This is a genomic window from Pseudomonas abyssi (genome assembly GCF_002307495.1).
Lineage (GTDB): Bacteria > Pseudomonadota > Gammaproteobacteria > Pseudomonadales > Pseudomonadaceae > Halopseudomonas > Halopseudomonas abyssi.
On record NZ_NTMR01000019.1, the window covers coordinates 72,269 to 97,193 of the forward strand.

Consider the following 24,925-nt stretch of genomic DNA (forward strand, 5'->3'; position numbering starts at 1 on the left):
TCACTGCCAGGATCGATGATAGGCACCCAGAGTGGTCTGACTGCCTTCGGAAAGCCGCGAAAGTGTCTGCTGCCAGGTGCCGGCCTGGTCACCGACGTCGCGCCCGGCAAGCAGACCATCCAATGCCTGACGCCAGACCCGGGTCACCTGTTGGACATAGGCAGGGCTGCGCTGCCGCCCCTCGATCTTCACCGCGCAGACACCGATACGCTGCAAGTCGGGCAGCAGATCCAGGGTGTTGAGACTGGTCGGCTCCTCCAGTGCGTGATAACGCTGTCCGTCAACCACAAAGCGCCCCTTACACAGCGTCGGATAGCCGGCTGGCTCATCGCGCCGGTAGCGATCGATCAACACGCCGCCGAGCCGCGAGCTGAGGCCGTCCGCTTCCTGCTGCCAGCGCACCGCCTTGGCGGGCGAGCAGACGCCGCACAGGTTGGGCGATTCGCCGGTCACATAGGAGGAAAGGTGGCACCGCCCCTCGGCCATGATGCACAGGCTGCCGAAGGCGAACACCTCAAGCGGCACACTGCTGCTCTGCGCCACCTGCCGCACTTGCGCCAGAGACAGCACCCGCGGCAGTACGGCGCGCCGAATGTTGTAGCGCTGCTGGTAAAACGCCAGCGCCTGCGCGTTGGTCGCCGAGCCCTGCACCGAGAGGTGCAAGTTGAGATCAGGGTGTTGCTGACTGGCGTAAGCCAGCACACCGGGGTCTGCTGCAATCAGCGCGTCCACTCCCAGGTCGGCGGCACGATCCACCGCGCGCTGCCAGCGCTCCCAGCCCTGCGGCTGGGCGTAGGTGTTGACCGCTATATACAACTGGCGCCCGCGCTGGCGAATCAGTTGCAGAGCCTCGTCCAGCTGCCGGTCATCCAGATTCAGGCCGTTGAAATGACGTGCATTGGTGTCATCACGAAAACCGACATAGATAGCGTCGGCCCCTTCGCTCACCGCCGCCTTGAGTGCAGGCAGTGAGCCCGCCGGACAGACCAGTTTCATTCTGTGCCCCTCGGTTGCAATCTGCCGGCAGACTACGGTCTGCCAAAGCCCGCCACCTTGATGCGCATCAATCAGCTCAGTAGCTCGCTGAACGGCAGAAACTCCACCGTCTCGCCCTCACGCAGCGTGCGATTGACCTCGACGATGATCAACCCTTCGGCCAGGCAGGCCCCGGTGAGCATGGCGGAGCCCTGACGCGTAACAGGGACGGCGCACAGCCCCCCTTCGGCGTAGCGCAAATTGGCGCGCAGGTATTGCCGCCGCCGATTGGCCTTCGGCCAGTCGAAGCCGGCGGCAACCGGCACAGTTTGCGGCAGTATCTGCTCTCGTCCCTGGGCACGCAGGATAAAGGGACGAGCGACCACCATGGCGGTCAACAGCGCCGCCATCGGGTTGCCGGGCAGGCCTAGCCAGGGAGTGCCGGCCACATAGCCGAAGGCAAAGGGCTTGCCCGGCTGAATCGCCAGTCGCCACAGATGCAACTGCCCCAGATCGCGGACCGCCTGCTTCAGGTGATCCTCCTCGCCAACCGAAACGCCACCGGAGGTCATGATCAGGTCCCATTCGGCGGCCACCACACTCAGGGCGTCACGGCTGGCTAGAAGCTCGTCGGCCAGCACGCCGCCGTCATCTACCTCGCAGCCCCATCCCCGCAACAGCGCACTGAGACTGAAGTAGTTGGCATTGTATATTTGCCCCGGCGCAAGCTCCTCACCCGGATCGCGCAGCTCGTTGCCACTGCTCAACAGCGCCACGCGCAGGGGCCGATAAACCGGCACATTGGCAATACCAAGGCTGGCCAGCAGGCCGACGTCTTGCGGACGCAAACGCTGTCCGGCAGCCAGCAGCGGGTCACCGGCCGAGAACTCCTCACCACGCCGACGCACGTGGTTGCCCAGCGGAGCGCCCTCAAGCCAGACGCGATCCCCTTCAACCCGAGCCTGTTCCTGGGCAACAACGGTGTCGGCGCCGTGCGGCAATGGCGCACCGGTGAAGATACGACTGGCATGCCCGGCCCTGAGTCGTTGCCCTCGGGTATCGCCGGCGGCAACTCGCCCCGCCAGCGGCAACCAGCCTCCCTCCGCGGGCAGGTCGGCGGCACGCAAGGCATAACCGTCCATCGCGCTGTTGTCCCAGGCGGGCATCGGTCGAGGCGCGTGTGCCACCTCGGCCAGCACTCGACCGGCACAGTCATGGATCGATACCTGCTCGACCGCCGGCAGCGGCGGCGCCTGAGCCAACAGCGCGGCAATGGCCTGATCCACCGGCTGCAGCTGTCCGGTAGCGCAGTCGCAGGCGCTCATGACCGACTGCCACATTGCGGCACCGGTGTTACCACCGGCGTCAGGTGTGCCACAAAGTTGCAGGGGCGCGTACGGCTATCCAGCTGCTCACGCAAAATGCCCTGCCAGCCAGTACGGCAAGCGCCCGGGGACCCCGGCAGGCAGCACACCAGTGTGCCGTTGCTGATCCCGGCCAGGGCACGCGACTGCACTGTGGAGGTGCCGATCTCCTCTAGCGACAAGTGGCGGAACAGTTCACCAAAACCATCCACCTGTTTGTCCAGTAGCGGGGCAACTGCCTGCGGCGTGTTATCCCGCGCGGTAAACCCGGTGCCACCGGTCATCAACACAACCTGTACCTGAGCATCGGCGATCCACTGACACACCATGGCGCGGATTTGCCAGATATCATCGACCACCAGCGCCCGCGCCTGCAGGTGATGCCCTGCCGCCTGCAAGCCGGCAACCAAAGCGTCTCCTGACGCGTCATCAGCCAGGCTACGGGTATCGCTGATCGTTAGTACGGCCAGGTTGAGGGGAATGAATTCAGAGCGGGACAGATGTGCCATAGGGCTCTCCTGTAACGGGTAATTACCCTACAGCCTGCGCCCCTGCCCGGTCGTTGCCCATTCCCCCGTAGAGGTACACCGCAGGGGGTGCGACAGGCTGTCACCCACCGGTTACCGGTGGAAAGAACGCCACCTCGTCACCATCGCTGATCGCCGTTTGCAACGAACACAGCTCGCGGTTACGCGCGCACATCAGGTTGCGCGCCGCCAGCGCCGTCCACTCGCCACCGCGTTGCAACAGGTGGCGGCGCACGGCATCGAGATTGGTCATCTCAGGATTCCAGTCCAACTGTTCATGCTCGCGCCCAAAGCGCTCGCGCAGGCTGGCAAAGTAATGAACCTCAAGCATCGCTTTTTCTCCCGATAAATCACTGGATGCTAGGGCTAGCTGGACGGCAGAGACTTGATCTGTGTCAGGGCCGGCCCGCGCTGCTCGACTAGACTGGCCGAAAGCTCGCGTACAGGCACTCAAGCATGACCTATCTGTTGCTCAAGTTTGCCCACCTCAGCGCCGCTGCTTTTTTTGTCGGCGGCGTTTTCTTCGAGGTCATGATACTCAGCCGCGCGGCGCAGAGCCTTGATGATGCGCCGCGTCAACAATTGACCACAGCACTGGGGCAGCGTGCCCGGCAAGTGATGCACTGGGTGGTGCTGGTGCTGTACAGCGCCGGCCTGGCTCTAGCCTGGCGCTACCGCGGTGTTTTGGCCGACCCGCTGGCCAGCCACTTTGCCACCCTCCTGGCACTGAAAATCGCCGTGGCGGTGATCATTCTGCTGCATTTTGTCGGCGTGGTAGTGCTGCTGCGCACTGGCCGAATGCGGCCACAGATTTCCAGGCGCATTCATCTAAGCGTGCTGTGTCACATGCTGTTGCTGTTGTTTCTGGCCAAGGCCATGGTGCTGCTGTAACGCCTTGATGGCGGTCAATTAGCAGCCAGCCTGATGAACGGCAATCGCCATCATCGAGCTTGCTTATCAAGCAACAAAGACAGGCGTAGGGTCTGTTATCAATCCAAGTGAAGGAGCTGTCCATGGACTTTCAAGCCAGCGAACGCAGTCAGGCCTTAGGCCGACAGCTGCAGGACTTTATCGACGCCCACGTACTGCCGCGGCACGCTCAGTGGCTGCAGGAAACCCGCCAGGCGCCACCACCGGCCTCTTTTATGCCCGACCTCAAGGCCTTGGCCCGCGAAGAGGGCCTGTGGAACCTGTTTCTGCCAGCCGAGTCCGGCCTCAGCAACCTGGACTACGCGCCGCTGGCCGAAATCATGGGCCGCCTGCCCTGGGCCTCCGAGGTATTCAACTGCAACGCCCCGGATACCGGCAACATGGAGCTGCTGCATTTGTTCGGCAGCTCGGCACAACAGCAACAATGGCTGCATCCACTGCTGGCGGGCGAGATCCGCTCGGCCTTTGCCATGACCGAACCGGATGTTGCCTCTTCGGACGCCCGCAACATCCAGACTCTGATTCGCCGCGAAGGCGACCAATATGTGGTCAACGGGCGCAAATGGTTTATCACCAATGGCAACCATCCGGACTGCAAAGTGATGATTGTCATGGGCAAGACCGATCCCGATGCCGACGCCCACCGCCAGCAGAGCATGCTGCTGGTGCCAATGGACAGCGAGGGGGTCAGCGTGGTGCGAAACATCAGCGTACTCAACCATCACTCCCCGGAAGGTCATGCCGAAATTGTTCTACGCAACGTACGTGTGCCCTGCAGCAACCTGTTGGGCGAAGAAGGCGGCGGTTTTGCCATGGCACAGGCGCGCCTTGGCCCGGGCCGCGTTCACCATTGCATGCGCGCCATCGGCATGGCCGAGCTCGCGCTGGAGTTGATGCGCGAGCGCGCCCAGGAACGCCAGACCTTCGGCCGCTATCTGAGCCAGCACGCCAATGTTGGCGATGCTATCGCCGAGTCACGTATCGACATCGAGCAGGCACGCCTGCTTGTGCTGAAAACCGCCTGGCTGCTCGATCATGTTGGCGCCCGCGGCGCACGACGGGAAATCGCCATGATCAAGGTGGTGGTACCACGCATGCTTTGCCGCGTGGCCGATCGCGCGATCCAGGTCTTCGGTGCCATGGGGCTCAGCCCGGATACCCCGCTGGCCGACCTATACACAACCGGCCGTACGCTGCGCCTGGCCGACGGTCCAGACGAGGTGCACCTGCGCAGTGTGGCACGGGCGGAGCTGCGCATCGGCAGCGAGCAACGGGGCAGCAGCGCGGCCTGGCTGACCCCACCAACCTGATCTTAATCAAATTAAATCTATTTCATAGAAAATTATTATTGATTTGACCTTAATCAAGGACGGCGACAAACTGACGCAGCTCACCTCCTGAGCCATCCCTGTTGTCAGAGCCGCCATGATCACCGCCGACCACCCTCCTCTCTGCACCGCCCGCACGCCTCACGGCGTAGGGCGTTGCGTGGTCGCGTCGGCAGCTCCGCGTACCGCGTCATGATCCTGCTGGTGGTCCTACTCACGCTGCTGTGGGGCGGCATCCTCTGCTGCCTGCGGTGCTTTATCGAGTCGACGCCCGACGACGCCGAGCGCAAATCGCGCTGACCCTCTGCGCAATACCCCGTTTTCACCTTTAAACAAGCGATACCATGACCGACACCACCGACGTGACTACCCACCACGCCCCGCGCCGCCTGACTGTTCTTCCGGGCCGGCAACTACACACCCGTCCCCGCGAGTGGGTACGTGCCGCCTGCGGAGCCGCGCTCGGACTGTTTTTCAGCGTCTGGCTATGCCAACTGGTCTTTGGTCCGGCAGTCGCCGTGCTGCTGATCGGCCCACTGGGGGCCTCCGCCATTTTGCTCTTCGCAGTCCCTTCCGGGGCGCTGGCCCAACCCTGGTCAATCTTTGGCAGCTACCTGATCTCCGCCCTCGTGGCTACCCTCGTCGCCCAGTTGGGAGGCCATAGCATCGAGATGGCTGCCGTGGCTGTCGCGCTATCGTTACTGGTCATGTTCGCGCTGCGTTGCCTGCACCCACCGGGGGGCGCAGTGGCGCTGTGCGTGGTGCTGGCCGGGCCGGCCCTCCAGGCGCTGGGCGAGAAGGCCGTCCTGCCGGTCATGCTCAATGCCGTAACGCTCCTGGCAACCGCCCTGCTGTACAACAATCTGACCGGCGTGCGATATCCGAAGCGACCGCAACCGCAGGTCGACCTGCACCACACCAGCGACCGCACGCCAGAGATGCGCGTGGGGTTTACCGATGCTGATCTGGATGCCGCGCTGAATGACTTTGGCGGCTTTGTCGACCTGACCCGCGAAGACCTGACGCAACTGATCGACAAGGTTGAGGCCTCAGCCTTGCGCCGCAGCATGGGCGCCATCCACGTGCGCGACATCATGTCCCGCGACCTGCGCTGCGCTACACCCGAGACGCGGGTGCGCGAAGCGCTGGACCTGTTGCACACGCACCGTTTGCGAGTACTGCCAGTGCTGGATGCCGAGCAGGCGCTGGTGGGGATCGTCAGCCTGACCGACCTGGCCAACTTTGTCGGGCGCAGCGGCAGCTTCCGGCTGCTGCGCCGCGGCGGCGGCGAAAAATCGCCCCTGAGCGAGGTCATGACCTCGCCAGTGATTGCCGTAGTACCCGACCTGCACATCACCCAGCTGGTGCCGATGCTCTCCAGTCAGGGGCTGCATTGTTTGCCGGTTGTTGAGCAGGGCAGGCTGGTCGGCATGGTGACCCAAACCGACCTGATCGCCGCGCTGCAACGCAGCATGTTGATGACTATCCGGGCAGGCGCTGATTGAAGGCCTAATCCCAGCGCTGCGACCAGTCATGGCTGTCCGCCGCGGCCTGACGCAGTAGCGTGATCGCCTGCTGCAGTACCGCACTGTCACGCTCGCGAGAGTAGACCAGCCAGGTCGGGAAGCTGAATTCCGGTGCCCGGGGCACCCGCTGCAGCTGTCCACTGTCCAGATAGCTCTGCACCACCCGGGTACGAAAATAACCACTGCCGCCGCAGCTGAGCAGGTACTGCAGGGCCATCGGCCCCAGATTGAAGGTCAGTTCAGCCTTGGCCTTGTCCGGCAGGGCACGATCATGCTGCTGGCGAAAGGCGTCCCCCCAGTCGATGTAGATATAGGGCTCGGGCTGGCTCGGCAGGCATACCTGAATCAGCTTCTCTTCCAACAGCTCCTCGACCTGCAGCCCCGGCCAGTAACTCGGCTGGAACACCAGCGCAGCATCCAGCGTGCCCTGCTCCAGCCGGCGCTGCAGCAACGCGCCCTCGCCCACCTCGGCACGCACCGCTTGAGCACCCAGCTCCGTGCGCAGCAAGCGCACCCAATGCAGCATCAGCGGGTTATAGAGACTGGTTTCGCAGCCCAGATGCAGCACATTGTCGATACCGCTGGCCAACGGCAAATCCCGCTGCGCTGCCTCCCAGGTCTGCACCAGCTGATTGGCGTAGGTGACAAACAGCTCGCCATCGGCCGTCAGTCGCGCGCCGCCCCGGTTGCGCACAAACAGGCGGCAGTTGAGCTGCGACTCCAGGCTCTGAATACGCGCCGTCACCGCCGCCTGAGTGACGTGCAACTGCTCGGAGGCGGCAATCAGGCTGCCGCTGCGGACAACTTCAAGAAAGGTTCTGGCGAGGCTGATATCCATAAGTCGGGCTCATCCCAAGGAAGCCGGCATTGTGCGTCATCCACCGGCAGCGGCCAAGGGAAGCCATGATCTCGGTCAATACGTCAGACAGACCAAGCCACTAAGCTGCGGCCTTTTTTCGCAGGTCCCAATCATGCCCAATGCCCCCGAACTGCTGGCCCCCGCCGGCACCCTCAAGGCCATGCGCTACGCCTTCGCCTATGGCGCCGACGCGGTTTACGCCGGTCAGCCGCGCTACAGCCTGCGCGTGCGCGAGAACGACTTTCACAACCCGGAAGTCATGGCCGAGGGCATCCGAGAAGCCCACGCACTCGGAAAAAAGTTCTATCTGGCCAGCAATATTGCAGCGCACAACAGCAAGGTCGCTACCTACCTGCGCGACCTGGAACCCGTGGTCGCCATGGGGCCGGATGCGCTGATCATGTCGGACCCGGGGCTGATCATGCTGGTGCGCGAGCGCTGGCCGGAGCTGCCGGTACACCTCTCGGTGCAGGCCAACGCGGTGAACTGGGCGACGGTCAAGTTCTGGCAGCAGCTGGGGCTGGAGCGCATCATTCTGTCGCGCGAGCTGTCACTGGAGGAGGTTGAAGAGATCCGTCAGCGCTGCCCGGATGTCGGCCTTGAGGTATTCGTCCACGGCGCGCTCTGTATCGCCTACTCCGGGCGCTGCCTGCTGTCCGGCTACTTCAACCACCGCGACGCCAACCAGGGCGCCTGCACCAACGCCTGCCGCTGGCAATATGACGTAAAACCCGCGGTCGAAACTGCCGAAGGCAATATCGAGCCGGTTGCACAGCCGGTGCAGATCATCACCCAGCACGACAAACCCGACGAGCCGATGGCCATTGAGGAAGATGAGCACGGCACCTACATCATGAACTCCAAAGACCTGCGCGCAGTGCAGCACGTCGAGCGCTTCGTGCAGATGGGTGTGGACTCACTGAAGATCGAGGGACGCACCAAATCGCATTTCTATGTTGCCCGCACGGTGCAGGTCTACCGCCAGGCGATCGACGACGCGGTCGCCGGACGCCCGTTCAATCTGGGCCTGATGGACGACCTGGAAAGCCTCGCCAACCGTGGCTACACCGAAGGCTTCTACCGCCGTCACCCACCCGGGGTGTATCAGAACTACGAACAGGGCGCCTCGCGCATGAGCCGTCACCAGTTCGTCGGTGAACTGGCCGGGGAAGATCGCGACTGGATCGAGATCGAGGTGAAAAACCGCTTTGCCATCGGCGACCAGCTGGAGCTGATGACCCCGCAGGGCAACCACAGTTTTGTACTGGAAACCCTGCAGGATCGTAATGGCAACGCCATTGAGGTGGCGCCGGGCAACGGCCACCGGGTGCGTATTCCGCGCCCGCCGCTGGCCGCCCTGAGCCGGGCTCTGCTGTTGCGCTGGCTGCCGGCTTAACCCGTCGTCAGGCGCATGATCACATCCTCGGTGGTCGTTACCTCGCCAAACTCATAGGCAATGGTGCTGAGCGAGATACGTTGAATCTCCTCGGCACTGATGGCGCCGAAGCCCAGATCCGGGTAGTCCATCGCCGCGTTGGCGTCGCTCAGGGCGATCACCTTGTATTCCCGATGCACGCCGTCGCGGATGGTGGTTTCGCAGCAGACGTTGGTCACCGTGCCGCAGATGATGATGGTGTCCACGTCGCGGGCGCGCAGCACGGTGTCCAGGTCGGTGCCGTGAAAGCCGCTGTAGAACAGCTTGTCGATGACCACGTCGCCCGGCTGCGGCGCCAGCGCGTCGATGACCTCCACGTTCGGCTCGCTGCGGGCCAGAATCTCGTCCACGTTGGGGTACAGATCGCGCATACGGCCGGTATCACTGCCGTCGCCACGCACGATGTGACGCAGGTAAATCACCGGCACATCGACGCCACGGGCGGCATCGACCAGTGCCTGAATGGGCTGAATGATCTTGGCGGTGTTCGGCACGTAGAGAGCGCCGTCCGGCTCGCAGAAGACCTTCTGCATATCGACGACGACCACCGCGGTGCGGCGCGGGTTGAGGTCCCAGCGGACCAGGGGCTTGCTCATAGGGGCATCCACTTGACGGAGGTAAGGGAACAGCGCGGCACTGACTACAGCAAGTTTTGTACCTTTTGGTCTGTTTCAGCCCTAAAGGTCCGGCCGACGCGGCATCGACACGGCTCGCACCGCGCAGCGCTCTCATCACCGCCTGCACCGACTCGGGGCAACCACTGACCCAGGACAATTAAACAGGGCAGCAAAGTGTCTAGACTGCGTTCTCCATCCTCGAAGGAGCGACTGTCATGCACTGCGATATCGCCATCATCGGCGCTGGCCCCAGCGGCCTGTGTCTGGCCCGGTCACTGGCCGACAGCGGCCTTGCGGTCACGCTGATCGAGCGTCAGCCCGAGTCTGCGCTGGCTGCCCCCGCCTTTGACGGCCGCGAGATCGCCCTGACCCACGCCTCGCGCAGGTTACTGCAGCAGCTGGATATCTGGGACCGTTTGCCCGCCGACGATGTCGCATTGCTGCGCGACGCCCAGGTGTTCAACGGCCCCTCGCCGTTCGCCCTGCAGATCCAGGCGCGCCACGCCGGCAGCGATCACCTCGGCCACCTGGTCGCCAATCGCGCCATCCGCCAGGCCGCCTGGGACAGCCTGCAGGCCGCCGGCACTGCCACCGTGCGCGCCGGCACCCGCTTGCGCCACCTGCGCCAGCATAGCGGCGGCATTGAGCTGGCGCTGGATGACAGCAGCACCCTGGAGTGCAGCCTGCTGGTGGCCGCAGACAGCCGCTTTTCCGAGACCCGACGCCTGCTGGGCATCGGTGCGCAGATGAAGGACTTCGGTAAAAGTATGCTGGTCTGCCGCATGCAGCACGACGCCGACCACCAGCAGGTCGCCTGGGAATGGTTTGGCTACGGTCAGACCCTGGCGCTGCTGCCACTCAATGGTCGCCAATCCTCGGTGGTGGTCACCCTGCCGCCTCGGGATATCGAGCGGCTGCAGCAGATGAGCGCCACCGAGTTTGCTACCGAAATGGAACACCGTTTTGCCGACCGACTCGGTGGCATGACGCTGGTCAGCGAGCGGCATGTCTATCCGCTGGTGGGTGCCTACGCCAGCCACCTGACCGCACATCGCAGCGCCCTGATCGGCGACGCCGCCGTCGGCATGCACCCGGTCACCGCGCATGGTTTCAACTTCGGCCTGGGCAGTGTGCAGCGCCTGAGTACGCTGCTGCTCGACGCCCATAGGCGCAACCGCGATATCGGCTCCATTGCCCTGCTGAACCGCTATGAGCGCCAGCAGCGCCTGGCCACCTGGCCGCTCTACCAGGCCACCAACCTGCTGGTTGGCTGCTACACCAATGACCGCCTGCCCATGCGCCTGTTGCGCGGCGCGGCCCTGCGCGCGGCGCAGCAGCTCAACCCGCTCAAACGCGGCATCGCGCGCCACCTGACCGCCGGCAGCTGAGGGCCGGTCAGCCGCTGATCAGCTGCCATCCCAGCACCGCGGCAGGCAGCAGCAAGGCGGTCAGCACCCCCAGCGCGCCCATCGCCAGCGCAGAAAAGGCCGCACATTCATCGCCCTCCTCCAGCGCCCGGGCCGTGCCCACCGCATGCGCATTCATGCCGTAGGCCATGCCCCGCGCCGCCGGGTGATTGACCCCAGCGAGCTCCAGCAACGGCGGCAACATGACGGTGCCCAATACACCGGTCAACATCACCAGCACCGCGGCCAGCGCCGCCAGCCCGCCCAGTTGCTCGGCCAGCGGCATGGCAATCGGCATGGTTACCGATTTGGTCGCCAGGGTCATCAGCACCGGCAGGTCTGCCCCCAGTAACCAGGCGGCCAGCAAGGTCAAAGCCACGCTGGCGCCGCCACCGACCAGCAGTGTCACCAGCACCGGCCAGAGATTGGCGCGAATACGCCGCAAATTCCGATACAAGGGCACCGCCAGCGCGACCGTGGTGGGCCCCAGCAACCAGGCGATGGGCACAACAGCTTCACGGTAGGCGGCATAATCCAGCTGCAACAGGCGGATACCGGCAATGATCAGCAGCATGGTGATCAATACCGGCTGCAGCACCAGCCAGCCGGTGCGCCGGTAGAGCCAGAGCGCAAACACAAAAGCCGCCAGCGTCAGCGCGATGGCGGTCAGTGGCGCATGGACCACCTGCAGCAGCGCGTCAGTCATACTCACGCCTCCCGGTCATCAGCCGCTGCATCAGCACGCCGCACAGCGGAATGCACAGCAGCAGCGACACGACCAACCCCGCGCCAATCGCAGGCAATTGCGCCAGCAGCACATCACCGCCGAGCAGAATACCGGTCGCCGGAATCGCCAGCATCAGTGGTAGATAGCCGAGCAATGCCGCGCTCGCCTGCTCCAGCCACTCAGGAATCCGACCCAGCAGCACCAGCAACGCCAACAGCAGCAGCAAACCGATGACCGGCGCGGGCAGCATAGGCAACCAGACAGCCTGCAGTAACGCACCAACCGCCTGCATCACCACCAGCAAGAGCAACCCCTTCAGCATTCGCTGGTCCGTCGACGAAACAGCGGCCGCGGCTCAATCGCCGAGCGCCCATAGAGCACGCTCATGCCGCTCAGCCCCTTGATGGCATCCTCGACAGACTTGTCCTCGCGCACGGCAAAGGCATCAAAGCCGCACTGGCGCATGTGGCTGAGCTGATCACGCAGCACATCCCCCACCGCGCGCAGTTCGCCGGTCCAGCCGATGCGGGTGCGCAGCAGGTAAGCCTGGCTGTAGCCACGGCCGTCGCGAAAGCTCGGGAACAGCACGGCAATCAGCGGCAACACCGCCAGATAGGGTTGCAGCCGCTCGGCCTCGTCATCGGGTTGCAGGCAGACCGCGTCCGCGCTGGGCACAAGACCGCCGAGCACCGCCGCGGGCTGGCATTGCAGCCATCCGTCCAGACTGAGAATCCGCGGTCCGGCAACCGTCTCTCCCTCCGTCAGCGCCAGCGACCAGCCGTCATCGCGGATCAACTCCGGCCCATGCTCAGTCAGCCTTATCAGATTGTTCATGCGCGCACCTCCTGCGCCGGATACACCCGCGCCTTGAACGGAGCGAGGCCGATACGCGCGACGGTATCGACAAAGCGCTCCGTGCCCTGCCGCTGCTCGCGGTACACCTCGGCCAGTTGAGCAATCACCTCGGGCACGTCCTCGGCACTGAAGGCCGGACCGATCACCTTGCCCAACGCGCTCTGCTTGCCCTGCGCCCCACCGATGGTGAGCTGGTACCACTCGCTGCCGTTTTTATCGACGCCAAGAATGCCGATATTGCCAATGTGATGATGACCACAGGCGTTCATGCAGCCCGAGATGTTCAAGCTGATTTCGCCCAGATCCTGCAGCAGCTCGGGGTCGGCAAAGCGCTGCTGAATAGCCTGTGCCACCGGGATGGACTTGGCGTTGGCCAGCGAACAGTAATCGCCGCCGGGGCAGGCAATCACATCGGTCAGCAGGCCGATATTGGGTGTCGCCAGACCAAATGCGCAGGCCTGCTGCCAGAGCGCGTACAGGTCTGCCTTGGCGACATCCGGCAGCACCAGATTCTGTTCGTGGGCGACCCGAATCTCGCCGAAGCCAAAGCGTTCGGCCATCAGCGCCACCTGCTCCATCTGCTCTGCAGTCACGTCACCGGGCGGCATGTCGGCGCCGGGCTTGGTCGACAGCGTGACCGACACATAGCCCGGCTGCTTGTGCGCCAGAGTGTTGCGCTGCACCCAGCGGGCAAACTCGGCGTCGCGCGCCAGCGCACTGCCGAATGCCAGATCGACCGCCGGTTGTAGCGGATACTCCGACGGCTGAAAGCTGGCCGCAACGCGCTCGTACTCTTCGCGAGTCAGCTCGGCTGGGCCGTTCTTGATGTGCTCCCATTCGGCCTCGACTTCGCGGGCAAAGGCCTCGATCCCCAGTGCCTTGACCAGAATCTTGATGCGCGCCTTGTACTTGTTGTCCCGCCGACCGTGGCGGTTGTAGACCCGCAGCACCGCCTCCACGTAGGACAGCAAATGCTGCCAGGGCAGCGCCTTGCGGATCGGCTGCGACAGAATTGGCGTGCGGCCCAGACCACCGCCGACCATCACGTCGAACAGCATCTCCCCTGCGCCATCGCGGTACAGGTACAGCCCGATGTCATGCATCATCACCGCCGCGCGGTCTTCGCTGGCCGAGCACAGGGCGATCTTGAACTTGCGCGGCAGGTAGAGAAACTCGGGATTGACCGTCGACCACTGGCGCAGAATCTCGGCCAACGGCCGCGGGTCGAGCAGCTCGTCAGCGGCCACGCCAGCAAAGGCGTCAGTGCTGATGTTGCGCACGCAGTTGCCGGAGGTCTGAATCGCATGCATGTCGACCGCCGCCAACCGAGCCAGAATGTCGCCCACCTGCTCCAGCTCGATCCAGTTGAACTGAATGTTCTGGCGCGTGGTGAAGTGGCCGTAGCCGCGGTCAAAATCCCGGGCGACACTCGCCAGCGTGCGCAACTGATCGGCCGACAAGGTGCCGTAGGGAATCGCCACCCGCAGCATGTAGGCGTGGCGCTGCAGGTAGAGACCGTTCTGCAGACGCAGCGGCAGAAACTCCTCCTCGCTCAGCTCACCGCTCAGACGCCGACTGACCTGATCACGAAACTGGGCGACCCGCTCGGCGACCAGCGCCCGGTCGTACTCATCGTAGTGGTACATGCTCACCTCCAAGGCGCAGCAGCCGCACACAGCGGATCTACCGCACCGACTCAACAAGGCGGCCACTATGCGCAGGCCGCCTGAGCCGTACCAGCCTCAGATCCGGCAAAAAAAACCATATCAGCCGAGCACTGCAGGCTGCGTGCAATCCATCTTCAGGCCAGCGCTCTGAGCGACCTTTTCGCGCCATCTGATATGGTTTTTTGCGTCCAATCTGAATCTGTTACCAGATCAGCCATCCCCGCATCATCGCCACAGCCTGAAAATCCAAGAGCCGTGATGCCATGACCAGCCACATCCCCCTGAAAGATCTGACACCTGCCCAACAGGGCGGCCCGATTCACACCCGCAGTTTCAAGGGTCTGTACCGCAACCTGCGGCTGCTCGGCGCGAGTGCGCTGATGCTACTGTTCTTCGGTACCGCCTGGATCGACTGGAACGGTCAGCAAGCCGTGCTGTGGGATCTGGACAGCAAGCAGTTCCACATCTTCGGTGCGACCTTCTGGCCGCAGGATTTCACCCTGCTGTCAGCGATTTTGATGATTGCCGCCTTCGGCCTGTTTTTTATCACCGTGGTCGCCGGCCGGGTGTGGTGCGGTTACAGCTGCCCGCAGAGCGTCTGGACCTGGATATTCATGTGGGTCGAGAAGGTCACCGAGGGTGAACGTCATCAGCGCATTCGCCTCGACGCCGCGCCCTGGTCGCTCAACAAGCTGCTGCGCCGCAGCGCCAAGCACGGCCTGTGGCTCGCCATCAGCCTGGCCACGGCAATTGGTTTCATCGGTTATTTCACCCCGGTACGCGAGCTGGTGAGCGACCTGCTGAGTTGGCAGGTTGGCGCGACTACCGCGTTCTGGCTGCTGTGCTTTACCGCCGCCACCTACTTCAACGCCGGCTGGCTGCGCGAGCAGGTGTGCGTGCACATGTGCCCGTACTCGCGTTTCCAGAGCGCGATGTTTGATGCCGACACGCTGCTGGTGACCTACGACGCGGCGCGCGGTGAAGCACGCGGCCCACGCAAGAAAAACACTGACCCGGCAGCTAGCGGTTTGGGCGACTGCATCGACTGCACCGTCTGCGTACAAGTCTGCCCGACCGGTATCGACATCCGCGACGGTCTGCAAATCGACTGCATCAGCTGCGGCGCCTGCATCGACGCCTGCAATGGCATCATGGATCAGATGGGTTACCAGCGCGGACTGATTCGCTACACCTCCGAACGTGCGCTGGCTGGCGGCAAGACGCACTGGTTGCGCCCGCGTCTGGTCGGCTACGCCATTGCCCTGCTGCTGATGATCGGCGGCCTGGTCTGGGGCCTGCAGACCCGCCCGCTGATCGATCTGGACATCAGCCGTGACCGCAGCGTATTCCGCGCCAACAGCAATGGCGAAATCGACAACATCTACACACTCAAGGTGCTGAACAAGACCCAGCAGCCACGCGAGTACAGCCTCAGCCTGGCGGACGCCGAGCGGTTCAATACCCAGGGCCTCGGCAACCTGCAGGTCCCTGCGGGCGAGACCGGCACCGTGGCCGTGCGGGTCAGTCGCCGCGATGCAACAACCGCCGCTGGCAGCGAGCCGCTGGAATTCGTCGTGCAGGATCTGAACGACCCGGCCAGCCGAGTCAGCGACGAGAGCACCTTCGTCTCTCCAGCCGTGCGCTGATATCGCATGCGCGCGCGTGATGGCCTACAGTGGCGGACTCCACCTTCAGAGTCGCAGAACGGGATGAAACGCTACGAAAAGCTGGCCGACGACATCGCCGAGCTGATCCGCACCGGGGTCATCGCCCCGGGCGAAAAAATCCCTTCGGTGCGGCATGCCAGCAGCACCTACGGGGTCAGTCCATCGACCGTGTTCCAGGCCTACTATCTGCTGGAAGACCGCGGCCTGATTCAGGCCAGACCCCGCTCGGGCTACTTCGTCCACGCGCTGGCGCGGCGTCAGCTGAGCGAGCCGAATATCAGTCCCTACGCCTCCAGCAGCGTCGATGTGGACGTCAGCGAGCTGGTGTTCTCGGTGCTCGGCTCGCTCAAGGACCCGGAGATGGTCGCCTTCGGCTCGGCCTTCCCGAGCCCGGACCTGTTCCCGCTGGCGCGGCTGTCGCGCTCGCTGGCCAGCAGCGTCCGCGACATGAAACCCCACTCGGTGATTGCCGACATGACAGCCGGCAACCCCGACCTGCGCCGCCAGATCGCCCTGCGCTATATGGTCAGTGGCATGCTGCTGCCGATGGACGAACTGGTGATCACCAATGGCGCCATGGAAGCACTCAACCTCTGCCTGCAGTCGGTCACCCAGCCCGGCGACCTGGTCGCGATCGAGAGCCCGACCTTTTACGCCACCCTGCAGGTGCTGGAGCGACTGCAACTCAAGGTGGTCGAGATTCCGGTGCACCCACGCGAAGGCATAGACCTGGAGAGTTTGGCCGACAGCCTGCAGCGCTTTCCGATCAAGGCCTGCTGGTTTATGAGCAGCCTGCAGAACCCGCTGGGCGCCAGCATGAGCGACGCCAAGAAGAAGCAGCTCTATGCCCTGCTCAAGCAGCATCAGGTGCCGATGATCGAGGATGACGTTTACGCCGAGCTGTACTTCAGCGCCAAGCCGCCAAAACCGGTTAAAAGCTTCGATACCGACGGGCTGGTCATGCACTGCGGCTCGTTTTCCAAATGCCTGGCGCCCGGCTACCGCGTCGGCTGGGTCGCGGCTGGGCGCTTTGCCGAGCAGGTCAGCCGGCTCAAACTGATGACCACCATTTCCCCCTCGGTACCCGCCCAGGCCGCGCTGGCCGACTACCTGCAGCACGGCGGCTACGACCGCCACCTGCGCAAGTTGCGCCATGCATTGGAGAGCCAGCAGCGCGCCATGTTGGCTTCGGCTGCGCGACACTTCCCCCACGAGACCCGGGTTAGCCGCCCCAATGGCGGGTACTTTCTGTGGTTTGAATTTCCCGAGCGAGTCGATTCGCTACAATTGTTCCAGCACGCGCTGGCCCAAGGCATCAGTCTCGCGCCGGGGCCGATCTTTTCGGCCAACCGGCAGTACCGCAACTGCGCGCGGCTGAACTACGGCACGCCGTGGGATGAGCGCTGTGAACAGGCCATGGCAACGCTAGGGCGGTTGCTCGCCGCGTTCTGAGCGCAACGCTATCTGACCTGCTTTTTGCGGCCAGATGTGGCGGGCCGTGAACGTGGACGGCACACCGACCTACAGCTTTGTTGAAGCGCTGGAGGCCAGCCATCCGGGCTATGTGGTCCGCGTCATTGGTGGCGCCTTCTTCCTCACCGGCATGCTGTGCATGGCCTGGAACACCTGGCGTACCGTGCGGCAGGCAAAGGCGGAACAGGCAGCAGCCGCTCAGCTGGCTGTCGCCCATTGATATAACGGAGGGAATACCAATGCTGATTGCAGAACTCTCGGGATTGCTGACCCTGCTGGGCTTGTATATCGCCGTACAAACCTGCCTGGCCAACCACCCCGGCGATGAGCTGGACCAGGCCGCCCAGCTGCCATTTGCCGAAGAGCCTGACCGCTTCGACGCCTGAGCAAAAGTCATGCGGCAACCAGCCGCATGGCGCCGAATCTCGCGCGCAGTGCTAGAATTGCGCGCATGAATCTGACCCGCGATAACCGCCTCTCACTCGCCCTGGTGCTCTATCTGTGCACCCTGGTGAGTCTGCTGACCTGCGGTTTCCATCAGGGCCAGATGAGCGGGCAGCATCTGAGTGGCGCTGGCGTGGTGTTCTGTAACCTCGGCAGCGACAGCCTTGGCGTCGATCTGGACGACCACCAGCAGCACCAGATGAACGACATGCAGGCCAGCTGCCCGCTGTGCTCATCGCTCGGCCACGGCACCGCAGTGGCCATGCATGGCTGGTCGCTCGACTACCTGCCGGCCAGCCCGGTCAGCGCCCCGCCCAGCGGCCAGTGGGCCCGGCCACCGCCACGCTACAGCTGGCCCTCCATCAACCCTCGCGCATCACCCTCCCCGCTCGACGCTGCGCCACGCGCCGTCTGAGCCCACCGCGGCCACCGGCCGTGCGTTGCGTCACCTGCACCTCACCTTCTCCTGATTTCGGCCCGGCGCCGCCTGCGCCGCCATGGCCATTGTGTGGATGACAACAATGCAACACGCCAACCGCTTTACCCGAACCAGCACCAGCCTGCGCTGGCAAGCTGCCTTCGCCCTGCTGTTTACCAGCCTGGGAGCCACTGCCCAAAGCCACGAAGAGCATCTGCATGACAGCAGCGACGATGTACTGCAGCTCGCGCCCGTGGTGGTAACGGCAGTCCAGCAAAGCTCACCGCTGACCATCATTGCCGACCCCAAAGATGCCCGTCAGCCGGTGCCTGCCAGCGACGCCACTGACTACCTGAAGACCATCCCGGGCTTTTCTGCCATCCGCGCTGGCGGCAGCAACGGCGACCCGGTGCTGCGCGGCATGTTCGGCTCGCGCATCAACCTGCTGGCCAACGGCGGCCAGATGATCGGCGCCTGCCCCAACCGCATGGACGCGCCCAGCTCCTACATCTCGCCAGAAACCTACGACCGCCTGACCGTGATCAAGGGCCCGCAAAGCGTGCGCTGGGGGCCGGGGGCCTCAGCCGGCACCGTGCTGTTTGAGCGTGAGCCGGAGCAGTTTTATGAGCCCGGCAGCCGTATCCATGCCAGTGTGCTGGGCGGCAGCAACGGTCGCTTTGACAAGACCCTGGACGCTGCCATCGGCAACCAGATCGGCTACCTGCGCTTTACCGGCAACGACGCCAGGTCCGACGACTATGACGACGGCAACGGCGACACTGTGCCCTCGCGCTGGAGCAAGTGGAACGGCGACATGGCCCTGGGTTGGACGCCGGATGCCGACACCCTGCTGGAATTCACCGCCGGCAAGGGCGACGGCGAGGCGCGCTACGCCGGCCGCGGCATGGACGGCAGCCAGTTTCTGCGTGAAAGCCTTGGCCTGCGGTTTGAGAAGAGCAACCTCGGCGCCATCGACAAACTGGAGGCGCAGCTTTACTACAACTACGCCGACCACATCATGGACAACTTCCGCCTGCGCGCACCTGACCCGACCAGCATGATGCCCATGCCCATGGCATCGCAGGTTGATCGCCGCACGCTCGGTGGCCGCCTGGCGCTGACCTTTGAGCTGGACAAGGTCGAACTGGTGACCGGCGTCGACGCCCAACGCAGCGAACACCGCGCCCGTTCATCCAGCTACAGCAAGATGACCGGCTACACCGATGCGGACGAGTTTGCCTGGGAGAAGGACGCCGTGATGCGCAACGTCGGGCTGTTCAGCGAGGCCACCTGGTACCGCAGCGATACCACCCGCTGGATTGGTGGCGCCCGCCTGGACCGCGCAGAAACCAAAGACTACCGCCAGAGCATCCGCAGTATGATGGGTATGGCCACCCCCAACCCGACCGCCGGCCAGACCCGCAGCGACACCCTGCCCAGCGGCTTTTTGCGCTACGAGCACGACCTGTCCGGCAGCCCCGCCACCCTGTACGCCGGCCTGGGTCACGCCGCGCGCTTCCCGGATTACTGGGAGCTGTTCTCCGCCAGCCTGGCACCTACCGGGGAGCTGAACGCCTTCGACGGCATAGAGCCGGAGAAGACCACCCAGCTGGACGTGGGCATCCAGTATCAGGACGCGCGCCTGCAAGCCTGGGCCTCAGCCTACGCCGGGCAGGTGGATGACTTCATCCTGTTCCGCTACTCGACCATGATGGGCATGCGCCGCAGCCAGGCCTACAACGTCGATGCGCGCATCGCCGGTGCGGAAATGGGCGTGGCCTATGACCTGACCGAGCGCTGGAACGCCGACGCCACCCTGGCCTACGCCTGGGGTGTAAACCGCAGCGACGGCGAGCCGCTGCCGCAGATGCCGCCGCTGGAAGCCCGCCTGGGCCTGAGCTATGCGCACAACGACTGGAGCGCAGGCGCCCTGTGGCGCGTCGTCGCCGAGCAGAACCGGGTAGATGAAGGGGCCGGCAACGTGGTTGGCCAGGACATCGGCAAGAGCGGCGGCTTTGGGGTGTTTTCGCTCAACGGCGCCTACCGCCTGAGTGAGCAGCTCAAACTCAGCGTGGGCGTCGACAACCTGTTCGACAAGGCCTACGCCGAGCACCTCAACCTGGCGGGTAACTCGGCATTCGGCTATCCCGCCGACTCCATCGCTATCAACGAACCGGGGCGCTCGCTGTGGGCCAAGGTGGACTTTGACTTCTAGGGTCTGGAAACAGGCGTGTCCACCATTTATCAGAACATAAGAGCGCCAACACACCGCCCGGCCAGTGCCGGGCGGTGTCGTTTCAGCCCCGTCGCCAGACACTCGCCAGCCAGGGCTGCTGCTCGCGCGGCAGGCCGGATGGGCGGTAATAGTGCTCCAGTTCGACAAAGCCCGCCGCCTGCAGCAGCGCACGCCAGGTCTCCAGTCGGTAGTAGGCGCCGTAGCGTTCGCCGCTCCAGCCTTCCTGATCCTCCCCACGCGGGTTGGAGCTGAACAGCACGCCTCCGGGTTTCAGCGTCTGATGCAATTGCGCCAAGGCACCGGGCAGCAAGTGGCTGGGGATATGGAACAGACAGGCGTTGGCAAAGACGCCGTCAAAACGCGCCGCCGGCAGGTCCAGCGCCAGAAAATCCTGATGCCACACCTCACAGCCGCTGGCCTCACGCGCCATCTGCACAAAGGCTTCGGCGCCATCGAGCCCGACGGCGTTATGCCCCAGGGCGCGAAAGGTGCGCAGATCGCGCCCCGGCCCGCAGCCCAGATCAAGAATCTGCCAGGGCGCCGGCGCCTGAATATGCCGCAGCAACGCGTCTATGTTCTGGCTGACATCGTGATCCTGCGTGCCTTCGCGAAAGCGCTCGGCGTTGGTCTGGTAGTGCCCCAGCGTGCGGCTGGCCAGCTGCATTGCCTCGTCGTCCGCTGCGCTTGTCGAGCTGTCGGCCACCCCCAGCAGCTGCAGGGTGCGCGCATCCGGCTCACCGGCGCAGAACACCGCCAGCACCTCGCTGAACAGCGGGTTGTCGGGCGCAGCCTGGGCAAACAGCGTCATGCTGGAGCGCAACTTGAGGTCATCGGGGGAGCCGAGAATCTGCCAGGCAGAGCGCTCAGGCCAGGCCAGCAGGGCCCGGGCGCAGGCCTCAAGCCTTGCGCCCAAAACCGGGTGCGCCAGATAGGCGCGTGCTTCGGTCAGGTCAGCAATGGCGTAGAACTGCGCGGTACTGCTGCGCCCCAGCCCGGCCAACTGTGGAAACACAAACCACATCCAGTGCGAGGTTTTGCGCCCGGCCTGCAGTTCAGCCAGCGCAGCGGCGTAGCCATCGGCCTGAGCATCGAGGAAGCGTTGCAGGTTGTGGGGGTCAGTCATGAGTCTCTCACAGGGCGATTACAAGCGTTTGGAGACGTTGTACGCGCCGCCCCGCCGCGCGGCAAGGGGATTAAACAGGTGCCGCGCAACCGGCATCCAACTCGCAGCGCCCTGCCAGCGCAGCATCCTCCGGCTGCAGGGTGCTGTGGGTAATACCAAAGCGTTCGCGCAGCAGTTGCTGAATCTGCGGCAAAACGCGCGGCCATTGCGCCAGCGAGTCGATGTCGACATGGGCTGCCAGTGCATGATTGTTGGAAGACAGGCTCCAGATGTGCAGGTCGTGCACCGCCCGCACGCCGTCGATCTCGCCCAGCGCCCGGCGCACCTCGGCCGGCTCGATGCCCGGCGGTACACCCTCCATCAACACCCGGGTGACGGCGCGCAGCAGCCGCACGGCTGAGACCAGAATCAGCACGCAGACCAGCAGCGATAGCAGCGGGTCCATGATCGACGGGCCGCCCAGATAGATGATCAGGCCCGCAGCGACGGCGGCCACCGAGCCCAGCAGATCGCCCATCACGTGCAGCAGCGCCCCGCGCACGTTCATGTTCTGCTCGCCGCGCATCAGCACCCAGGCGACGATGACATTGACCAGCAACCCCAGCCCGCCAACCAGCAGCACCGCTCCGCCATCTACCTCCGGCGTATCAAACAGACGCTCTGCCGCCTCCCAGGCAATAAAGGCGACCACCACAAACATAAAAATGACATTGAACAGCGCGCCCAGCACCTCGGCCCGTTGCAGCCCAAAGGAATGTTGCCTTGAGGCTGGCCTGCTGGCCAGCCAGGCAGCAAACGCCCCGACCGCCAGTGACAGCGAGTCCGTCAGCATGTGGCCCGCGTCGGACAGCAACGCCAGCGAGTTGGCCAGCAAACCGGCAACGACCTCAACCAGGGCAAAGGCTCCGGTAAAGATCAGGGCAAACAGCAATACCTTGCCGCTGCCATGGCTATGGCTATGGCTATGGCTGTGGCTATGGCTGTGGCTGTGGCTGTGGCTGTGGCTGTGGCTGTGGCTGTGGCTGTGGTCATGGTGGCCGTGCTGGTGTGCAGACATGGCAGGTGCTCCGCTGGCTCAATCGAGTCTAACTATGGCTGGCCTGTGCCAGTTGCCCCATTGAAAACCCTGAAGTTGCTACAAGGTCAAGCGGCGCTGGCTCCTTTAACCTTCGGTCAGGGGCGGCCGAAGGACAACAAAAAATCCAGCTGCTCATTGGGCTCGGCGGTTTGCTTCACCAGCTTGCCGTGCTCAAACTGCAGACGATATCCGCTGACGCCGTTACCGCTGTCGATGATGGCTTTGAGCAGGTCGTCGATAGAATCCGGGTTCTCATCGCCGGTCAGCGGCGGCAGGCGGTCAACGTGCAGCTCGCCGCTGTGCTCGAGCGGCAAATTGATATCCGCGTAATGCCAATAATCATCGGACAGGCGCGTGGGCTCTACGCCGTTGATCGGCGGCGGGATGCGGTCTTCGGCTCTACGCTTGCAGCTGGGCCAAAGGCTCTGCGTGCTCGCCCAACTGCCATCAGGCGCGCTCCCGAACGGGTCGAGCGTATTGGCATTATCAATAGAACGCGGCCTTGCGGAGTCGTCAGCGCCAGCCGGTGCATGATTGGTGTAGACGCTTTGCAGCATCAACTGGCCGTCGATCACAGCGTAAGTGACGACACTGCCGCTGGGCGTCCAGGTATCGGCATGGTAGGGGCAAATGCCGTGCTCGTCAGGCGAGAAGGCGCCGCCGGAGATCACCTGGAAGGCGATACCGTCGAGTAGCAGTGTGCTGGTCTGGTAGGCGCTCATGGGGTGACTCAAGGGTGGTAGCTGAACGACTGGAACGTTGAGCGTTAGTAGACCAACTAACGGCGCTTTCGACAACCGAGTGGATGCACAAGGAGCCCTAAGGAGTGTTGCTGTGAGGCGGGCGAGCCGGCAAGGCAGCAAAAGCCCCCCAATCGCCAGCGAAAGCGAGTCCGTCAGCATCAGCACCGACTGAGCTGCCCAGAGCAGGTTGGGTGAATATTCGCTGCCTAAACACACCATCACTGTGAGCGAGTGTTGGCGCGTTGAGCCACAGGGTGCAGTAGCCCTGGCTATCGGGTGCCCACAAGAAGCATTCATGCTACATTTCTGAGCTATCAGCAACACACCTCGGAGCCAAGGAAGGCCATGCACCTCGACACTGCTATGAAAGACTCAGACACCATTAGCTCACTGCTGGGCATCGGGCTTTATAGCCTGCCTGAAGCGGCAACCTACACGGACATCCCGGTAGACCAGATAAATCGCTGGGTGTTTGGCTATCGTGCTGCCGGAAAGCTGCACTCCGGGTTATGGCAACCCGCACTAGCTGGCCTGGAAGAAAAGACCCTTAGCTTTCACGACTTGCTAGAGATTCGTTTTGTACATGCATTTCGTCAGTACAACGTTAGCCTGCAGGCGATTCGCGCAGCAGCAGCACATGCCAGAGAGTGGTTTGATCAACCATACCCCTTTACCTGCAGACGTTTTCAGACAGATGGAAGGACCATTTTTGCTAGCGTCATGGAAGAAACGGGCGATGAGGCACTAATTGACTTGGTAAAGCGGCAATACGCTTTCAAGCAGGTGATAAGCGACTCGCTATACGCCGGCATTGACTACGACCGCGAAGGCGAAGCACTACGCTGGTACCCGCTAAAGAGTAATAAATCCGTAGTTTTGGACCCGGCACGGCACTTTGGCAAGCCTATTCTGGCCAAGTCGGGTATCGATACCGAGACCGTTGCTGCGGCGTATCAAGCAGAAGGTCAGAGCATTCGGCGGGTTGCAAGCATTTACGAGCTAACAGCCGCCGAGGTAGAGGCCGCCCTGAAATTCGAGCGCAAGGATGCCGCGTGAAATTTTTACTGGACAACAATTTGCCGCCAGCCTTAGCCAAGGCACTAAATGAACTAAGCAAAATCGACAACCACCAGGTTGTCGGGCTAAAAGAGAAATTCGCGCCCAACACTTCCGACATCGAACTTGTTCAGCAGCTCAAGACAGAGGGTAACTGGGTGCTGGTATCCAAAGACAAGTTCAGTAAGGGGAATATGGAAAAACGCGCAATCCGCGAGTCAGAATTGGCTGTATTTATCCTTGCTAGACAGTGGCAAAACGCGCCCTATTGGGATGTAGCGCATAATCTGGTGCGATGGTGGCCTGCCATCACAGGACAAGCAGAGCGCATCAGCGGTGGCGGCGTGTTCAAGGTAGCTTGGCGCTATTCCCCTCCCGGCAAGTTCGAGGTGCTGCAAGTATAGCCAGCTAACATCCCTGCTCCCGCCTAGGTAGGGCATTTCCGCTACGACGGTTACATCTGCTCGCTGG

At 63.4% G+C, this 24,925-nt stretch carries 25 protein-coding genes and 2 pseudogenes; 13 read left to right on the plus strand and 14 right to left on the minus strand.

Going from position 1 to position 24,925, the window contains the following annotated elements:
- The 4 genes from ubiU to moaD form a co-directional block, all read right to left on the minus strand.
- The gene (ubiU, locus tag CNQ84_RS14450) at positions 1-996 is read right to left on the minus strand and encodes a ubiquinone anaerobic biosynthesis protein UbiU (protein WP_096005551.1); all 996 of its coding nucleotides are present in this window, start codon (positions 994-996) and stop codon (positions 1-3) included.
- Between the two features lie 71 nt (positions 997-1,067).
- Positions 1,068-2,300 carry a molybdopterin molybdotransferase MoeA gene (locus tag CNQ84_RS14455; protein WP_096005628.1) on the minus strand — a complete coding sequence of 411 codons (1,233 nt, stop codon included), beginning with the start codon at positions 2,298-2,300 and terminating at the stop codon, positions 1,068-1,070.
- Positions 2,297-2,848: a molybdenum cofactor biosynthesis protein B gene (gene moaB / locus CNQ84_RS14460; protein WP_096005552.1), complete on the minus strand. Its 552-nt coding sequence runs from the start codon at positions 2,846-2,848 to the stop codon at positions 2,297-2,299. The genes CNQ84_RS14455 and moaB overlap by 4 nt, the downstream gene beginning before the upstream one ends.
- A gap of 100 nt (positions 2,849-2,948) precedes the next feature.
- On the minus strand, positions 2,949-3,197 hold the full coding sequence (gene moaD, locus CNQ84_RS14465) for a molybdopterin converting factor subunit 1 (RefSeq protein ID WP_096005553.1): 249 nt from the start codon (positions 3,195-3,197) through the stop codon (positions 2,949-2,951).
- Between the two features lie 125 nt (positions 3,198-3,322).
- On the opposite strand from moaD, the gene CNQ84_RS14470 reads away from it, so the two are divergent.
- The 3 genes from CNQ84_RS14470 to CNQ84_RS14480 all read left to right on the plus strand — a co-directional run bounded on the left by CNQ84_RS14470 (position 3,323) and on the right by CNQ84_RS14480 (position 6,629).
- On the plus strand, positions 3,323-3,757 hold the full coding sequence (locus tag CNQ84_RS14470; RefSeq protein ID WP_096005554.1) for a hypothetical protein: 435 nt from the start codon (positions 3,323-3,325) through the stop codon (positions 3,755-3,757).
- Positions 3,758-3,879: 122 nt separating this feature from the next.
- The gene (locus CNQ84_RS14475; protein ID WP_096005555.1) at positions 3,880-5,106 is read left to right on the plus strand and encodes an acyl-CoA dehydrogenase family protein; all 1,227 of its coding nucleotides are present in this window, start codon (positions 3,880-3,882) and stop codon (positions 5,104-5,106) included.
- A 362-nt stretch (positions 5,107-5,468) separates the two neighbouring features.
- Positions 5,469-6,629 (plus strand): HPP family protein, encoded by a 1,161-nt coding sequence (locus CNQ84_RS14480; protein ID WP_096005556.1) that lies wholly within the window; start codon positions 5,469-5,471, stop codon positions 6,627-6,629.
- 4 nt (positions 6,630-6,633) lie between these two features.
- Here CNQ84_RS14480 and CNQ84_RS14485 read toward each other — a convergent pair whose 3' ends face one another.
- Positions 6,634-7,488, minus strand: a complete 855-nt coding sequence (locus CNQ84_RS14485; RefSeq protein WP_096005557.1) for a LysR family transcriptional regulator — start codon at positions 7,486-7,488, stop codon at positions 6,634-6,636.
- Positions 7,489-7,621: 133 nt separating this feature from the next.
- Between CNQ84_RS14485 and trhP the strand changes: the two genes are divergently transcribed.
- Positions 7,622-8,905 (plus strand): prephenate-dependent tRNA uridine(34) hydroxylase TrhP, encoded by a 1,284-nt coding sequence (gene trhP, locus CNQ84_RS14490; protein ID WP_096005558.1) that lies wholly within the window; start codon positions 7,622-7,624, stop codon positions 8,903-8,905.
- On the opposite strand, the gene CNQ84_RS14495 is transcribed toward trhP, so the two are convergent.
- Positions 8,902-9,540: an isochorismatase family protein gene (locus tag CNQ84_RS14495; protein WP_096005559.1), complete on the minus strand. Its 639-nt coding sequence runs from the start codon at positions 9,538-9,540 to the stop codon at positions 8,902-8,904. The two genes, trhP and CNQ84_RS14495, sit on opposite strands and share 4 nt — an antisense overlap.
- A 236-nt stretch (positions 9,541-9,776) precedes the next feature.
- Between CNQ84_RS14495 and ubiM the strand changes: the two genes are divergently transcribed.
- On the plus strand, positions 9,777-10,949 hold the full coding sequence (gene ubiM / locus CNQ84_RS14500) for a 5-demethoxyubiquinol-8 5-hydroxylase UbiM (protein ID WP_096005560.1): 1,173 nt from the start codon (positions 9,777-9,779) through the stop codon (positions 10,947-10,949).
- Positions 10,950-10,956: 7 nt separating this feature from the next.
- On the opposite strand, the gene CNQ84_RS14505 is transcribed toward ubiM, so the two are convergent.
- From CNQ84_RS14505 to CNQ84_RS14520, 4 genes are read right to left on the minus strand one after another with little or no spacing between them, the layout of a single operon-like run.
- Entirely contained in the window at positions 10,957-11,673 is a 717-nt protein-coding gene (locus CNQ84_RS14505) for an LrgB family protein (RefSeq protein WP_096005561.1), read from the minus strand.
- The gene (locus tag CNQ84_RS14510) at positions 11,666-12,016 is read right to left on the minus strand and encodes a CidA/LrgA family protein (protein ID WP_096005562.1); all 351 of its coding nucleotides are present in this window, start codon (positions 12,014-12,016) and stop codon (positions 11,666-11,668) included. Before CNQ84_RS14510 ends, CNQ84_RS14505 begins: the two co-directional genes overlap by 8 nt.
- Entirely contained in the window at positions 12,010-12,528 is a 519-nt protein-coding gene (locus tag CNQ84_RS14515; RefSeq protein WP_096005563.1) for a DUF934 domain-containing protein, read from the minus strand. Before CNQ84_RS14515 ends, CNQ84_RS14510 begins: the two co-directional genes overlap by 7 nt.
- Entirely contained in the window at positions 12,525-14,195 is a 1,671-nt protein-coding gene (locus CNQ84_RS14520) for a nitrite/sulfite reductase (RefSeq protein ID WP_096005564.1), read from the minus strand. Before CNQ84_RS14520 ends, CNQ84_RS14515 begins: the two co-directional genes overlap by 4 nt.
- 284 nt (positions 14,196-14,479) lie before the next feature.
- Here CNQ84_RS14520 and ccoG point away from each other — a divergent pair, with 284 nt between their 5' ends.
- The 6 genes and pseudogenes from ccoG (at position 14,480) to CNQ84_RS14545 (ending at position 20,433) form a co-directional block, all read left to right on the plus strand.
- Entirely contained in the window at positions 14,480-15,862 is a 1,383-nt protein-coding gene (gene ccoG / locus CNQ84_RS14525) for a cytochrome c oxidase accessory protein CcoG (RefSeq protein ID WP_096005565.1), read from the plus strand.
- A 63-nt stretch (positions 15,863-15,925) separates the two neighbouring features.
- Complete coding sequence (mapR, locus tag CNQ84_RS14530) at positions 15,926-17,335, plus strand: GntR family transcriptional regulator MpaR (RefSeq protein ID WP_096005566.1); 1,410 nt, start codon at positions 15,926-15,928, stop codon at positions 17,333-17,335.
- Between the two features lie 28 nt (positions 17,336-17,363).
- A pseudogene (locus tag CNQ84_RS14535) lies at positions 17,364-17,576 on the plus strand (cytochrome C oxidase Cbb3); the annotation flags it as partial.
- Positions 17,577-17,595: 19 nt separating this feature from the next.
- The gene (locus CNQ84_RS20520; protein ID WP_165771302.1) at positions 17,596-17,742 is read left to right on the plus strand and encodes a hypothetical protein; all 147 of its coding nucleotides are present in this window, start codon (positions 17,596-17,598) and stop codon (positions 17,740-17,742) included.
- A 65-nt stretch (positions 17,743-17,807) separates the two neighbouring features.
- A complete protein-coding gene (locus tag CNQ84_RS14540) occupies positions 17,808-18,215 on the plus strand; it encodes a DUF2946 domain-containing protein (protein WP_165771303.1) in 408 nt (135 codons plus the stop codon).
- A gap of 106 nt (positions 18,216-18,321) precedes the next feature.
- Positions 18,322-20,433, plus strand: coding sequence for a TonB-dependent copper receptor (locus CNQ84_RS14545; protein ID WP_096005568.1), 2,112 nt, complete (start codon positions 18,322-18,324; stop codon positions 20,431-20,433).
- Positions 20,434-20,515: 82 nt separating this feature from the next.
- Here the strand turns inward: CNQ84_RS14545 and CNQ84_RS20785 are convergent, their stop codons facing one another.
- The 4 genes and pseudogenes from CNQ84_RS20785 to CNQ84_RS14560 form a co-directional block, all read right to left on the minus strand.
- On the minus strand, positions 20,516-21,118 hold the full coding sequence (locus tag CNQ84_RS20785) for a class I SAM-dependent methyltransferase (RefSeq protein WP_165771305.1): 603 nt from the start codon (positions 21,116-21,118) through the stop codon (positions 20,516-20,518).
- A gap of 54 nt (positions 21,119-21,172) precedes the next feature.
- A pseudogene (locus CNQ84_RS20790) lies at positions 21,173-21,577 on the minus strand (DUF1810 domain-containing protein); the annotation flags it as partial.
- 70 nt (positions 21,578-21,647) lie between these two features.
- Positions 21,648-22,634, minus strand: a complete 987-nt coding sequence (locus CNQ84_RS14555) for a cation diffusion facilitator family transporter (protein ID WP_096005570.1) — start codon at positions 22,632-22,634, stop codon at positions 21,648-21,650.
- A 116-nt stretch (positions 22,635-22,750) separates the two neighbouring features.
- Positions 22,751-23,377 (minus strand): hypothetical protein, encoded by a 627-nt coding sequence (locus CNQ84_RS14560; protein ID WP_096005571.1) that lies wholly within the window; start codon positions 23,375-23,377, stop codon positions 22,751-22,753.
- Positions 23,378-23,866: 489 nt separating this feature from the next.
- Between CNQ84_RS14560 and CNQ84_RS14565 the strand changes: the two genes are divergently transcribed.
- Complete coding sequence (locus CNQ84_RS14565; protein WP_245841428.1) at positions 23,867-24,454, plus strand: DUF433 domain-containing protein; 588 nt, start codon at positions 23,867-23,869, stop codon at positions 24,452-24,454.
- The gene (locus CNQ84_RS14570) at positions 24,451-24,858 is read left to right on the plus strand and encodes a PIN-like domain-containing protein (protein WP_096005572.1); all 408 of its coding nucleotides are present in this window, start codon (positions 24,451-24,453) and stop codon (positions 24,856-24,858) included. Before CNQ84_RS14565 ends, CNQ84_RS14570 begins: the two co-directional genes overlap by 4 nt.
- The last annotated feature ends 67 nt before the right edge of the window (positions 24,859-24,925 follow it).

Bases quoted from the DNA above. Each gene is read 5' to 3' on its own strand.
- CNQ84_RS14555 (WP_096005570.1), bottom strand. From the start codon at position 22,634: ATGTCTGCACACCAGCACGGCCACCATGACCACAGCCACAGCCACAGC.
- CNQ84_RS14470 (WP_096005554.1), top strand. From the start codon at position 3,323: ATGACCTATCTGTTGCTCAAGTTTGCCCACCTCAGCGCCGCTGCTTTT.
- moaB (WP_096005552.1), bottom strand. From the start codon at position 2,848: ATGGCACATCTGTCCCGCTCTGAATTCATTCCCCTCAACCTGGCCGTA.
- ccoG (WP_096005565.1), top strand. From the start codon at position 14,480: ATGACCAGCCACATCCCCCTGAAAGATCTGACACCTGCCCAACAGGGC.
- CNQ84_RS14540 (WP_165771303.1), top strand. From the start codon at position 17,808: ATGAATCTGACCCGCGATAACCGCCTCTCACTCGCCCTGGTGCTCTAT.
- CNQ84_RS20785 (WP_165771305.1), bottom strand. From the start codon at position 21,118: ATGCAGCTGGCCAGCCGCACGCTGGGGCACTACCAGACCAACGCCGAG.
- ubiU (WP_096005551.1), bottom strand. From the start codon at position 996: ATGAAACTGGTCTGTCCGGCGGGCTCACTGCCTGCACTCAAGGCGGCG.
- CNQ84_RS14515 (WP_096005563.1), bottom strand. From the start codon at position 12,528: ATGAACAATCTGATAAGGCTGACTGAGCATGGGCCGGAGTTGATCCGC.
- trhP (WP_096005558.1), top strand. From the start codon at position 7,622: ATGCCCAATGCCCCCGAACTGCTGGCCCCCGCCGGCACCCTCAAGGCC.
- CNQ84_RS14485 (WP_096005557.1), bottom strand. From the start codon at position 7,488: ATGGATATCAGCCTCGCCAGAACCTTTCTTGAAGTTGTCCGCAGCGGC.
- CNQ84_RS14560 (WP_096005571.1), bottom strand. From the start codon at position 23,377: ATGAGCGCCTACCAGACCAGCACACTGCTACTCGACGGTATCGCCTTC.
- CNQ84_RS14455 (WP_096005628.1), bottom strand. From the start codon at position 2,300: ATGAGCGCCTGCGACTGCGCTACCGGACAGCTGCAGCCGGTGGATCAG.
- CNQ84_RS14475 (WP_096005555.1), top strand. From the start codon at position 3,880: ATGGACTTTCAAGCCAGCGAACGCAGTCAGGCCTTAGGCCGACAGCTG.
- CNQ84_RS14520 (WP_096005564.1), bottom strand. From the start codon at position 14,195: ATGTACCACTACGATGAGTACGACCGGGCGCTGGTCGCCGAGCGGGTC.
- CNQ84_RS14545 (WP_096005568.1), top strand. From the start codon at position 18,322: ATGCAACACGCCAACCGCTTTACCCGAACCAGCACCAGCCTGCGCTGG.
- CNQ84_RS14495 (WP_096005559.1), bottom strand. From the start codon at position 9,540: ATGAGCAAGCCCCTGGTCCGCTGGGACCTCAACCCGCGCCGCACCGCG.
- CNQ84_RS14505 (WP_096005561.1), bottom strand. From the start codon at position 11,673: ATGACTGACGCGCTGCTGCAGGTGGTCCATGCGCCACTGACCGCCATC.
- CNQ84_RS20520 (WP_165771302.1), top strand. From the start codon at position 17,596: ATGCTGATTGCAGAACTCTCGGGATTGCTGACCCTGCTGGGCTTGTAT.
- CNQ84_RS14480 (WP_096005556.1), top strand. From the start codon at position 5,469: ATGACCGACACCACCGACGTGACTACCCACCACGCCCCGCGCCGCCTG.
- CNQ84_RS14510 (WP_096005562.1), bottom strand. From the start codon at position 12,016: ATGCTGAAGGGGTTGCTCTTGCTGGTGGTGATGCAGGCGGTTGGTGCG.
- mapR (WP_096005566.1), top strand. From the start codon at position 15,926: ATGAAACGCTACGAAAAGCTGGCCGACGACATCGCCGAGCTGATCCGC.
- ubiM (WP_096005560.1), top strand. From the start codon at position 9,777: ATGCACTGCGATATCGCCATCATCGGCGCTGGCCCCAGCGGCCTGTGT.
- moaD (WP_096005553.1), bottom strand. From the start codon at position 3,197: ATGCTTGAGGTTCATTACTTTGCCAGCCTGCGCGAGCGCTTTGGGCGC.